Annotated in this window: 17 protein-coding genes and 1 pseudogene; all 18 read left to right on the top strand. The window is 41.6% G+C overall.

Translation table 11 applies throughout. The features are described 5' to 3' along the window. Positions 1 to 141 precede the first annotated feature (141 nt). The 18 genes and pseudogenes from accD to C8P65_RS00870 all read left to right on the top strand — a co-directional run bounded on the left by accD (position 142) and on the right by C8P65_RS00870 (position 11,567). The gene (gene accD, locus C8P65_RS00790) at positions 142 to 996 is read left to right on the top strand and encodes an acetyl-CoA carboxylase, carboxyltransferase subunit beta (protein WP_009391577.1); all 855 of its coding nucleotides are present in this window, start codon (positions 142 to 144) and stop codon (positions 994 to 996) included. A gap of 72 nt (positions 997 to 1,068) precedes the next feature. Beyond that, positions 1,069 to 1,518 (top strand): DUF6934 family protein, encoded by a 450-nt coding sequence (locus C8P65_RS00795; RefSeq protein WP_107780519.1) that lies wholly within the window; start codon positions 1,069 to 1,071, stop codon positions 1,516 to 1,518. 2 nt (positions 1,519 to 1,520) lie between these two features. Then, the gene (locus C8P65_RS00800; RefSeq protein WP_107780521.1) at positions 1,521 to 1,715 is read left to right on the top strand and encodes a hypothetical protein; all 195 of its coding nucleotides are present in this window, start codon (positions 1,521 to 1,523) and stop codon (positions 1,713 to 1,715) included. A gap of 64 nt (positions 1,716 to 1,779) precedes the next feature. After that, the gene (locus C8P65_RS00805) at positions 1,780 to 2,805 is read left to right on the top strand and encodes a diphosphomevalonate decarboxylase (RefSeq protein WP_107780523.1); all 1,026 of its coding nucleotides are present in this window, start codon (positions 1,780 to 1,782) and stop codon (positions 2,803 to 2,805) included. 18 nt (positions 2,806 to 2,823) lie between these two features. Next, positions 2,824 to 3,633 carry an SDR family oxidoreductase gene (locus tag C8P65_RS00810; RefSeq protein ID WP_107780525.1) on the top strand — a complete coding sequence of 270 codons (810 nt, stop codon included), beginning with the start codon at positions 2,824 to 2,826 and terminating at the stop codon, positions 3,631 to 3,633. 13 nt (positions 3,634 to 3,646) lie between these two features. Further along, positions 3,647 to 4,300, top strand: a complete 654-nt coding sequence (fsa, locus tag C8P65_RS00815) for a fructose-6-phosphate aldolase (RefSeq protein ID WP_107780527.1) — start codon at positions 3,647 to 3,649, stop codon at positions 4,298 to 4,300. A gap of 56 nt (positions 4,301 to 4,356) precedes the next feature. Beyond that, the gene (locus C8P65_RS00820) at positions 4,357 to 4,581 is read left to right on the top strand and encodes a hypothetical protein (protein ID WP_107780529.1); all 225 of its coding nucleotides are present in this window, start codon (positions 4,357 to 4,359) and stop codon (positions 4,579 to 4,581) included. A gap of 71 nt (positions 4,582 to 4,652) precedes the next feature. Then, the gene (locus C8P65_RS00825) at positions 4,653 to 5,459 is read left to right on the top strand and encodes a hypothetical protein (RefSeq protein ID WP_107780531.1); all 807 of its coding nucleotides are present in this window, start codon (positions 4,653 to 4,655) and stop codon (positions 5,457 to 5,459) included. Continuing rightward, positions 5,456 to 6,298 (top strand): DNA adenine methylase, encoded by an 843-nt coding sequence (locus tag C8P65_RS00830; protein WP_107780533.1) that lies wholly within the window; start codon positions 5,456 to 5,458, stop codon positions 6,296 to 6,298. Before C8P65_RS00825 ends, C8P65_RS00830 begins: the two co-directional genes overlap by 4 nt. A gap of 15 nt (positions 6,299 to 6,313) precedes the next feature. Beyond that, positions 6,314 to 7,051 (top strand): annotated as a pseudogene (locus C8P65_RS00835) (hypothetical protein). A gap of 58 nt (positions 7,052 to 7,109) precedes the next feature. Then, complete coding sequence (locus tag C8P65_RS00840; RefSeq protein WP_107780535.1) at positions 7,110 to 7,781, top strand: SMI1/KNR4 family protein; 672 nt, start codon at positions 7,110 to 7,112, stop codon at positions 7,779 to 7,781. A gap of 10 nt (positions 7,782 to 7,791) precedes the next feature. Then, positions 7,792 to 8,238 carry a hypothetical protein gene (locus C8P65_RS00845; protein WP_107780537.1) on the top strand — a complete coding sequence of 149 codons (447 nt, stop codon included), beginning with the start codon at positions 7,792 to 7,794 and terminating at the stop codon, positions 8,236 to 8,238. 70 nt (positions 8,239 to 8,308) lie between these two features. Further along, positions 8,309 to 8,887 carry an ATPase gene (locus C8P65_RS00850; protein ID WP_107780539.1) on the top strand — a complete coding sequence of 193 codons (579 nt, stop codon included), beginning with the start codon at positions 8,309 to 8,311 and terminating at the stop codon, positions 8,885 to 8,887. Continuing rightward, positions 8,877 to 9,029: a hypothetical protein gene (locus C8P65_RS12020; protein WP_009391589.1), complete on the top strand. Its 153-nt coding sequence runs from the start codon at positions 8,877 to 8,879 to the stop codon at positions 9,027 to 9,029. The genes C8P65_RS00850 and C8P65_RS12020 overlap by 11 nt, the downstream gene beginning before the upstream one ends. Positions 9,030 to 9,057: 28 nt before the next feature. Next, on the top strand, positions 9,058 to 9,294 hold the full coding sequence (locus C8P65_RS00855; RefSeq protein WP_009391591.1) for a bacteriocin immunity protein: 237 nt from the start codon (positions 9,058 to 9,060) through the stop codon (positions 9,292 to 9,294). Positions 9,295 to 9,466: 172 nt separating this feature from the next. Further along, the gene (locus tag C8P65_RS00860) at positions 9,467 to 10,297 is read left to right on the top strand and encodes a 1,4-dihydroxy-2-naphthoyl-CoA synthase (RefSeq protein WP_095913617.1); all 831 of its coding nucleotides are present in this window, start codon (positions 9,467 to 9,469) and stop codon (positions 10,295 to 10,297) included. After that, positions 10,285 to 10,707 carry an LNS2 domain-containing protein gene (locus tag C8P65_RS00865; RefSeq protein ID WP_107780541.1) on the top strand — a complete coding sequence of 141 codons (423 nt, stop codon included), beginning with the start codon at positions 10,285 to 10,287 and terminating at the stop codon, positions 10,705 to 10,707. Before C8P65_RS00860 ends, C8P65_RS00865 begins: the two co-directional genes overlap by 13 nt. Before the next feature lie 80 nt (positions 10,708 to 10,787). Beyond that, positions 10,788 to 11,567, top strand: coding sequence for a (Fe-S)-binding protein (locus tag C8P65_RS00870; RefSeq protein ID WP_107780543.1), 780 nt, complete (start codon positions 10,788 to 10,790; stop codon positions 11,565 to 11,567). The last annotated feature ends 19 nt before the right edge of the window (positions 11,568 to 11,586 follow it).

Below are 11,586 nucleotides of genomic sequence, written 5' to 3' on the forward strand. Positions count from 1 at the left end.
GTATAAGCATCTAATAAAGGTTTCAAAAGTAGTATGTTTTACTTTTCAGCTATTCTAAAAAAATCGTTGCAAATATACGGTGTAATTGCCAATTAAAAAAAAAATTCTATCTTTGCAGTTCAATAAAAAGATTAATTAACTATGTCTTGGTTTAAAAGAACAGCAAAAGGAATACAAACCTCTACAGAGGAGAAGAAAGATATCCCTAAAGGATTATGGTTTAAATCGCCCAGCGGCAATATAGTAGAGCAAGATGAGTTGGTTACCAACTTCTATGTAAGTCCTGATGACGATTACCACGTGCGCATTGGCAGTAAGGAGTATTTTCAAATACTGTTTGACAATAATGAGTTCAAAGAATTAGATGCCAATATGGTCTCTAAAGACCCTCTTTCGTTTGTAGATACCAAATCTTACGACAAACGTTTAGAAGAAGCCACTAACAAAACGGGGCTCAAAGATGCCGTTCGTACAGCGGTGGGCAATTCTAAGGGGGCGCCTATCGTCATTGGCTGTATGGATTTCGCTTTCATTGGCGGCTCTATGGGTAGTGTAGTGGGCGAAAAAATATGTCGTGCTATCGACTATGCTATCAAGCATAAACTCCCATTCCTTATGATTTCAAAATCAGGCGGAGCGCGTATGATGGAGGCGGCTCTTTCGCTAATGCAGATGGCCAAAACCTCTATTAAGTTAGCTCAGCTCGATGAGGCAAAGTTGCCTTACATATCGCTTTGCACCGACCCTACTACGGGGGGTATTAGTGCTTCCTTTGCGATGCTTGGCGACATCAATATAGCCGAACCAGGGGCGCTTATAGGCTTTGCCGGACCTCGTGTAGTGAAAGACACCACAGGGCAAGACCTCCCAGAGGGCTTCCAAACGGCAGAATTCGTTCTCGAGCACGGCTTTTTAGACTTCATCGTAAACCGCAAACAGCTAAAAGACACCGTCAATCTATACATAGATTTAGTGATGAATAGAAAAATCAGATAGTAGGTGTTAGCCGTTAGTGGTTAGTCGCTAGTGCTCAGACTATAAAAACAACTTATAAGACCAACATAACCAATGAATTTACCGAAGTACGATGTTTTGCCTGATGAAACAAAACATATTTATGAGTTTGTAAGTGAAGGAAAGAAAGGTTGTATATACAAAATGGTAAAGTTTCAGGAAACAAATTTAATAAATGTTTATAATTTAGGTTTCGGAGATGAAAATCCTATTACCGGTGAAATAGATGATAAAATTGTTTCTGATAACGGAGATATGGAAAAGGTATTAGCTACTGTTATCTCCATTATTTATGTTTTTACTGAAGAATTCCCTGATAAATGGGTATATATAACAGGTAGTTCACCTACAAGAACAAGGCTGTATAGGATAATTATTATGAAGTACTTATCTATTGTTGAAAGTGATTTCACACTGCGCTGTTGGCAAAATGGTGAGTGGAAAGATTTTTATCCTAATATCAACTGTCAAGGTTTTGTTTTAAAACGAAAAAACAATAAATAACTATGAGTACAGAAGAGAAAAAAGATTTAAAAACTATTGTAGAGAAAACAACAAGGAAAGTGGTTAAAGTAACACCTCATTATGTACTTTTAGAGCCCGACCCTTCGTTGGATAAATATGCTAATAAGGTACTTTTCCCTGAGAAATTAGCACAAGCTAATGAAGCCTTAAGAATAGCAGGTAACCCTGAATTTTAGCCGTTAGCCCTCTAACACCTAACGACTAATAGCTAGCGTCTAACAACTAACGACTAACGACTAAATGATCACATTCAAAGCACCGAGTAATATAGCCCTTGTAAAGTACTGGGGCAAAAAAGGGGAGCAGTTACCTGCTAATCCCTCTATTAGCTTTACGCTTAGCCATTGCTATACCGAAACTTCTATTGCTTACCAGCGTAGAAGCGCCGCTACTATGGCTACTGACGCCCCCTTTTCTTTTGATTTTAGCTTCGACGGACAGCCAAAGCCGTCTTTTCACCCAAAAATCGAAGCCTTTTTTGCGCGTATTGCTCCTTATTTACCTTTTTTAACGGACTATCATTTCAGCATCCACTCGCACAACTCATTCCCGCACAGCAGCGGTATAGCCTCGTCTGCTAGTGCTATGGCAGCGCTTTCAGTATGCCTGATGCAGTTGGCCAGAGAGTTAGGACATACGTATACTGAAGAAGAGTTTTGGCAAAAAGCCTCTTTTTTGGCGCGTTTAGGGTCGGGTAGTGCCTGCCGCAGTGTCAAAGGCAGTATAGTGGTATGGGGGCAACATCCTTCTATTGCGGGCAGTTCAGACGATTATGGCATTGCCTACCCGCTGCAAGTAGCACCGGTGTTTGCTGATTATCAAGATACTATCCTGCTTATTGATCGTGGACAGAAGCAAGTCAGCAGCACCGTGGGGCACAATTTAATGCACGGACACCCTTTTGCTGAGGCACGTTTTTTGCAAGCCAATAGCAATATCGATCGCCTTATAGGGGCGTTTGCCACAGGCGATATCGATACGTTTATAGAGGTAGTCGAGAGCGAAGCCCTCACCCTCCACGCGATGATGCAGACCAGCATCCCGTATTTCATACTGATGCGTCCCAATACTTTGGAAGTTATTCAGCGCGTATGGCAGTACCGCAAAGACACCAAAGTGCCGCTCTGCTTTACCCTCGATGCCGGTGCCAATGTGCATCTGCTGTACCCCAAAAGCGTAAAAGACGAAGTACAAACGTTTATCAAAAACGAATTAGCACACTTTTGCGAAGAAGGAAAATATATTAATGACCAATTAGCAAATTAGCAAATCGACAAATTAGCAATGAATTGTAAAATAGTTCTTATTACGGGCGCGACTTCCGGTATAGGCAAACAAACAGCTTTGCTGCTCGCCTCTAAGGGCTTTTTGGTGTACGGCACGGCACGCAATGTCGAGGGCAAGAACCTCCCCTTCAGATTGCTCCCTATGGACGTGCGAGAGCCAGCCACTATCAAGCAGGCAGTGCAGCAAATCCTCAGCGAGGTAGGGCGTATCGATATCCTCATCAACAATGCAGGTGTAGGTATCACAGGGGCGGTAGAAGAGCTGCCGGCCGACCAACTGCATAACGTTTTTGCCACCAACCTCTATGGTGCTATGTCTGTAGTGCAAGAGGTTTTGCCTACTATGCGTGCGCAAAAGAATGGACGTATTATCAACATTAGTTCAATAGCGGGCTATATGGGTTTGCCTTTTCGCGGAGCCTATTCAGCCAGCAAAGGGGCTTTACTGCTGATGACCGAAGCCTTGCGTATGGAGGTAAAAGCCTTTGGTATAGAGGTCTGCACCATTTCCCCCGGCGATTATGCTACCGATATAGCCTCTCGCCGTTATCACACTCCCGTAAACGAAAACTCTCCTTATGCTGAGGTGTATGCAAAACAACTCCGCCTGATGAACGAGCACGTAGATAGTGGGGGCGATCCTAAAGAAATGGCCGAAAAGATACTCAAAGTAATCAACACCAAGCACCCCAAAGTGCATTATAAACAAGGCAGTTTCTTACAGAAATTTTCAATAGTCCTCAAACGACTTTTGCCCAGCAAACGCTACGAGCAAATGCTGATGAAACATTATCAATTAATAAATTAAAAACCTAAGTAATATGAAATTCTTTATTGATACAGCAAATTTAGCACAAATTCAAGAAGCCCAAGATTTGGGCGTGTTAGACGGCGTTACCACCAATCCGTCACTAATGGCAAAAGAAGGTATCACCGGCAAAGAGGCGATACTCAAGCATTATACTAACATCTGCACGATTGTAGAGGGCGATGTTTCTGCTGAAGTAATAGCCACCGACTTCGAGGGCATCGTCCGCGAGGGCGAGGAGCTGGCAGCCCTTCACCCACAGATTGTCGTAAAAGTACCGATGATAAAAGACGGCATCAAAGCCATTAAATACTTTACTGATAAAGGCATCCGCACCAACTGCACATTGGTATTTTCAGCAGGTCAGGCGCTTTTGGCAGCCAAAGCAGGCGCTACCTATGTATCGCCTTTCATTGGTCGCCTCGATGACATTTCAGCCGACGGACTCTCACTTATCGAAGAGATACGCCTGATTTACGACAACTATAATTTTGAAACGCAGATATTGGCAGCCTCAGTGCGTCATACGATGCACATTCTCGAATGCGCCAAAATAGGAGCCGATGTCATTACCGCCCCTCTTTCGGCAATCACCGGACTATTAAAACACCCTCTTACCGACAGCGGTTTAGCACAGTTTTTAGCCGACGCTAAAAAAATAGGGTAAAAAACCGATAAGTTTGAGTTTCAATAGTACAAAAAAACATCTAAAGGATAAATTAAATGGAAATTACAGGGAAAATTACGGGAATAGAATATAAAATAGAGCTTTCAAAGGCGCTGAAGAGAGTTGCTATAAAGGATTTTGATATCAATACGACACCTGCTGCCTGTCTTGTAGAGAGTAAAAGGGAACTTTTGCTATTTCCAAATGGGTTTCACCTAAAAGAACCCGCTCTTATCCGTACGAAAGGGTATATAATTCTCTTTCTATCAGTAAGAAAATAACTGTTATTCCTATAGTAAAAGATGAAGGAGCTGTAGGTGATAGGGATTTCTTACAATGGGATACCGTTTCTATGATGTCACTTTTAGATGTTTTTGTTATCTTTGCCTATTATCACAAGGCAAAAGTGAGTTCCTCTTATAAGGGAAAAATCACAAATCAACAGTTGGACAACAATTATATTCTTGAAAAGATAAGAGAAATAGAGCAGTATCATAGTTCAGCATTACATTGGAACCTAAACGAACTGACCCAAAACTTTCATTCTATTATAGATAAGGCAAAAACAGCCTATATTTCCATAGAGCAATCCACAGGAATAGCTTTGCACAATGTGGCAGGATTAGATAGTTTTAAGGATAAAATAGGAACTGATGTTTCTTCGTTTATGGAGTTTTCTCGCCAAAAGGCAAAAGAGGCGCAAAGAAGAGAATCCACAACCCTACAACCTAAAGAGCGTTTAGGAGATTTCTCCAAAGCCAACGTAACCATTACCAATTATCTAGGAGGAAAATACTTTTTTACAGTAGATGAGGTAACTTTTTCAGAGAATACAATCTTTCTAACTGAGTGTAAACACTCAAAAAAAGGCATTTTACCCTCAATGAGCGATATAAAGGACGGTCTGATAAAGATGATTCTATATACCAACCTTAAAGAAGTTGCCATAGATGATGTTCCTGCACAGAGTAAAGCAGTACTTAAACTTACCTCTGAACAATTGAAAGGGAAGAGAATCACTTCAGAAGGTACAGATGAAGAGTTAGATTCCTTTTACCAAGAGAATGCTATACGGGCAATACTCCAAAAAAGAATAGAACTTCTATTTAAAGAAGCCAAAGAAAATAATTTTATAGTAAGCATAGAAGGGTCAATATGATAAAAAGTCCTTTAAGATACCCAGGTGGTAAGAGTAGAGCGATAGGAACCATCTCTCAAATCCTCCCCTCTTTTGATGAGTTTCGGGAGCCTTTTGTTGGGGGAGGGTCGGTATTCGTCTATTTGAAACAGCTTTTTCCTAAAAAAAAGTTTTGGGTGAATGATTTGTACTTTGAATTGTTCAAGTTTTGGGAAATGTCCCAAAAGAACACAGCAGGATTGATACAGAAAATACAAGAGTGGCGTACCTCTTATCCTGTGGGGAAGGACTTGTATCAGTTCCTTAATACTCATTTAGATAGCTTTGATGATATAGAACGCGCTACCGCATTCTTTATTTATAACCGAATTACCTTTTCAGGAACGAGCTTAAGTGGAGGATATAGCGAAGCTGCCTTCAGAGGAAGATTCACTGAGAGCAGTATCCAGCGATTAAGCGAGTTTGCCACCCTTGTACATCACAACACACAGATAACCAACTTGGATTATCAGGAAGTAGTGGAGAAGAAAGGAAAGAATGTATTCATTTTTTTAGATCCTCCCTATTATTCAGCTACTAAATCGGCTCTTTATGGTAAGAATGGACATCTACATAAAGCTTTTGACCATCAGAAATTTGCCCAAACAATGCAACAATGTAAGCACAAATGGTTGATTACTTATGATGATTCCGAATATATAAGAGAGCTTTTTTCGTTTGCGAATATCACTCCTTGGACACCTACTTATGGAATGAGAAATGTAACAGATAGTTCTGACCAAAAAGGAAAGGAGTTATTTATTTCTAATTATCCTTTAAATAAAACGCAACAAGAAGGACAATTAAAATTTATTTTCTAACAAGAATCTAAAACAATGACAGTAAGAGAAGAAATCCAAGAACTGAACGACCATTTGCAGGTGTTCCCCAAAGCAGAAGACATCTTTGTAAAAGAACAACCGTGGCTCAAAAATCATTTTTTGCCCCTGATGAGTATCGATTTAGCAGAAATCAATCCCGATTGGGCAGGGCAAAAAGTATATATGCTCTGTCCTTTTGAGCCTTACGAGGGTTATATAGGCGATAATACCACTGAGTATCACAACGAATATACCGCACCTAACTGGCTGGCTTTCCGCCTAACTGACGATAATAAGTTTGAGTTCCTCGGGAAGGAAGGATATTTTGAGCGAACCACTATTCACCATTGAGATTTTAATTCCGAAGAAGAGGAAGCCATACAAGAAATGGCTGATAACTATGAGAAAAGCAAAGCAAATGTAGCTAAATATGGTACTTTGGTGAATTTGTGTTATCCTGAATATAATGGGAAACTGAATAAGAAAAACTATTTGGAGATATTGGGGGGAGAGCCTCAGTATGGCAACTGGTGCTCCACTATTGAAGAGGAGGAATATCCGAAGGCTTTTAAGATGCATATAGAAGATGGAGAGGCTGACGATGAAGTGCTGTTTGACATTTCTTACCAAGGGAACCCTTTTTATCTCGTAGCCGAAACAGGGGCTTACGACTGGGTAGGTTCTGGCGGCTATATCATTATGTTTTACGAGCCCGTAAGCCGTATTGTGCTATTCACTTTTGATTTTACATAAGAATAAATGGCTATTCGAAGCTCTTTTTCATAAAGCATAATTTTTTAAATTAGAAATGATGTCCAACATTCTATTACAACAATTAGAAAATGCCCTCCCCGAGGGAATGCAAATTCCAGAGGAACTCCGCAAACTCTATCAGTGGATAGAAAACAACGGCTATTATTCAGAGAATGAAGGCATTCGTTATGGCTATCTCTACCCGCAAGATAAGTTAAGAGAGAGCTGGACTGAGAATGAACGCAAAGGAGGTACCGATATTGCTTTCTCGGTATTAAAACCATCAGATAATGAGGATTTGTTGGAGATTTGTTATCCAAATCATAAGGAAGAAGTAAGGCGCCGTTTGCTTGTCTTTGCGCAGAGTGGTGGCGATGGTTCGGAGTGTGCTCTATGGTTGGATGATGAAGGGCGTACTCAAATAGTGCATATCGGGTCGGGTTCAGGCTCTATGATGACTTGTATATTGGTGAAAAACGCTTTGGATTTCTTGCGTCTATTAGCCATTGGCTATGATGAGATTTGCTGGGACGAAGAATATTCTTCTCCTCCTAATAGTAATAAAGACAATACATTCGTCCACCCTAATACACAATACCAAGAATGGGTACAAAATACCTTTCATACCACTATTCCAAAGATAGGCTTGGAGGTCACAACTCCTCACAGTATGAATGATGAACCCGTTACTGACCTTTTTTTGAAGTGGTTTATTGAAATGACAGAATAATTAAAAAACTATGAACAACGAAGTATTACCTACAACATATTTAGGGAGAGAGCTCCCAAAAGAGTATGTAAACAGTATTGAAAAGGGAGAGTCCTTCCCCGAATGGCTCACAATGTTCCCTCATACAGAATACGAACACAGTACCGAGATTGAAGTATGGAGCAAAGAGTATCTCTTGTCGCATACTTATAGCAAATCTTTCTGCAATTACGCTTTCTTTACTCGTGATGATATTGATTTTTCGATGTTGCAAACCCGTGATGAAGACACTTTAACCCCCGAAGAACTCCAATCAGCCTTTGCTATTGGTTCTGTAAACGAAGGATTTGTGTTTATCAACCTCCACGATGGTTCGCTTTGGATTTGGTATCACGATATGTTTTGTGAGAAGATAGCTGAAAACTTTTCCGACTTCCAAAATCTTCTTACTAAAGAGCCTGTGGATAGAGATGAGTAAATGTAGCACAATAGCTTTGCGGTCAGGAAAATTTGAAGAATATATATAGCTAATATATAAACACAACAGAATGAGCAAGCAACTCTATATCATAGCAGGTTGTAATGGCGCGGGAAAAACCACCGCTTCCTTTACCATTTTGCCCGAAGTACTCGACTGCAAAGAGTTTATCAATGCCGACGAAATCGCTAAGGGGCTATCACCTTTCCAGCCTGAGAGTGTCGCCGTACAAGCAGGGCGAATAATGCTCGCTCGTATGGACGAACTATTGCAAAAAGGAGAAACTTTTGCCTTCGAAACTACTTTGGCTACTAAAAGCTATAAGCAAAAAATAGAATGGGCACAAGCAAATGGCTATGAGGTTACCCTATTGTTCTTTTGGTTGCGCAATGTAGCAATGGCAAAAGAACGTGTCGCTCAGCGCGTTGCTGAAGGAGGGCATAGCATTCCCTTAGAAACCATTGAAAGAAGGTATCATAATGGGATTGCCAATCTCTTTGCTATCTATATAGATATGGTAGATATTTGTTATATATTTGATAATTCAGAGGGAAGAAAGGAACTTATAGCTCAAAAGGAAAGGCATAAAGGTATCATAATTTATAACAACGACAAGTTTAACTTAATGAAAAATAATTATGAAAGATAAAATAACTAAGAAAGAGGGTCTAAAAGATAAACTTTTAAAAGGTTTAGATCTTGCTTATGAGCGAATGATTGTTGAAAAGCGCAAGAAACAACAGAAAATAGTAGTTTGGAAAGAAGGAAAAATCGTTACAATCACACCATAAGAATTAGTAAAGTTATCGAATTAGAATTATGACCCGAGAAGAACTCATACAATTGGGGAACCAAATCATAGAAGAAGACGATGACGATCGCCAAGAGGAACTAATGGAACGCTTCGATCGCAATGTACCTCACCCCGAGGGCAGTTCATTATTCTTCTATCCGGAAAACTACAACGCCCGCACTATGGATATTTCCTCCTACGACCCCACCGTCGAGGAAGTAGTAGACAAATGCTTGGCGTATAAAGCTATCATAATGAGCTAATAGTTGTAATTTATCAGAATCGTCCGCCCCGTTAGATTTGTCTAATAAGTCTGCCCCATTGGACTTGTTTGAAAACCATAGTACCTACAAAATAATTGACAATCTACAAATTGGCTAATTGACAAATTATTACTACCTTTGCCTCCTAAATAACTTTTCATTTTTCACTTATATGAACTGGATAACCGTAAAAGAATACGAAGATATTACGTATAAAAAATGCGACGGGGTGGCGCGTATCGCCTTCAACCGTCCTGAGGTGCGCAATGCTTTTCGCCCTAAAACCACCTCCGAACTCCTCGATGCGTTCAAAGATGCTTATGAGGACATCAATATAGGTGCCGTATTGCTCTCTGCCGAAGGCCCTTCGCCCAAAGACGGGGTGTGGAGCTTTTGCAGTGGGGGCGACCAAAAAGCGCGTGGTCACCAAGGCTATGTGGGCGACGATGGCTATCATCGCCTCAACATCCTCGAGGTGCAACGCCTTATTCGCTTTATGCCTAAGGTGGTAATTGCCGTAGTCCCTGGTTGGGCTGTAGGCGGCGGACACTCATTGCACGTAGTCTGCGACCTTACCCTCGCCAGCAAAGAGCACGCTATCTTTAAGCAAACCGATGCTGATGTAACCAGTTTCGATGCCGGTTATGGCTCTGCCTACCTCGCCAAAATGGTGGGACAGAAGAAAGCCCGCGAAATCTTCTTCTTAGGGCGCAACTATTCCGCTCAAGAGGCTTTCGAGATGGGTATGGTAAATGCGGTTATACCCCACGATGAGCTCGAAGCTACCGCTTTCCAGTGGGCGCAAGAGATAATGGCCAAATCGCCTACTTCTATCAAAATGCTGAAGTTCGCGATGAACCTCACCGATGACGGTATGGTAGGGCAACAAGTGTTCGCTGGTGAAGCCACCCGTTTGGCATATATGACCGATGAGGCAAAAGAAGGGCGCGATGCCTTCCTCCAAAAACGAAAACCTAATTTTGAAAAGAAATGGATACCATAAAATTTACGCTAAAAGAAGATGCTCAAGGCAACAAGAACCCTATATTGCCAGAGGGAGTAAAGAACTACCTCATCGATATTGATGGCACGGTAGGCGAGGACATCCCTAATGAAGAGCCTGAACGTATGGCTACTGCTGAGGTATTCCCCGATGCGCTGGCACAAGTAAACAAATGGTATGACGAAGGTCACGTGATTTACTTTTTCACCTCGCGTACCGAAGAGCATCGCGAGGTTACTGAGCAGTGGCTCAAAAAGCACGGCTTCAAGTATCACGGCATCATCTTTGGCAAACCTCGCGGCGGCAATTATCATTGGATAGACAATCACATCGTAAAAGCCACCCGCTACAAAGGTAAATTCACCGATTTTATCCTCAAAGAACAAACCGTAGAAGTATTCAACGATTAGTCAATGAGTCAATTAGCAAATTAGCAATTGGCAAATCGGCAAATCGGCAAATCGGCAAATCGACAAATCGACAAATTATTATGATTCCAACAATGGCGGAACTCGCAGCACAAGGCGAAACCCCCGAAGTACTCTTTTGGGTAGGTTGTGCTGGTAGTTTTGACGACAGAGCGAAACGTATTATCAAAGCCTTTGCACACCTTTTGCAGAAAGCAGGGGTGCGCTTTGCTGTGCTCGGCACCGAAGAAAGTTGCACAGGAGACCCCGCTAAGCGCGCCGGCAATGAGTTCCTTTTTCAGATGCAGGCAATGATGAATATAGAGGTGCTCAATAGTTATCAGGTCACCAAGATAGTCACTACTTGTCCGCATTGTTTCAACACTATCAAAAACGAATACCCTGCGCTGGGGGGCAATTACGAAGTAATGCACCACACCCAGCTACTCAAAACCCTTATCGATGAGGGACGGCTAACGGTTGAAACTGGCACTTTCAAAGGCAAACGCATCACCTTTCACGACCCCTGCTACTTGGGCAGAGCCAACAAGGTCTATAATGCGCCGCGCGAACTCCTCAGCCGGTTAGAAGTCGATTTGGTAGAGATGAAAAAGTGCAAATCTCGTGCTATGTGCTGCGGTGCGGGTGGGGCACAGATGTTCAAAGAAGCCGAAAAAGGGGATAAGGAGATAAATGTACTCCGCACCGAGCAAGCCCTCGAAGTGCGCCCCGATATTATCGCAACGGCTTGTCCGTTTTGCAATACGATGATGACCGATGGGGTAAAGACAAAAGAGAAAGAAACACAAGTGAAAATATATGATATAGCCGAACTAATGGCAAATGAAAATACTATTCTGTAGAACCTATAAATTATTATTT

Source organism: Capnocytophaga leadbetteri (genome assembly GCF_003054025.1).
In the GTDB taxonomy this organism is placed as follows: Bacteria; Bacteroidota; Bacteroidia; order Flavobacteriales; family Flavobacteriaceae; genus Capnocytophaga; species Capnocytophaga leadbetteri.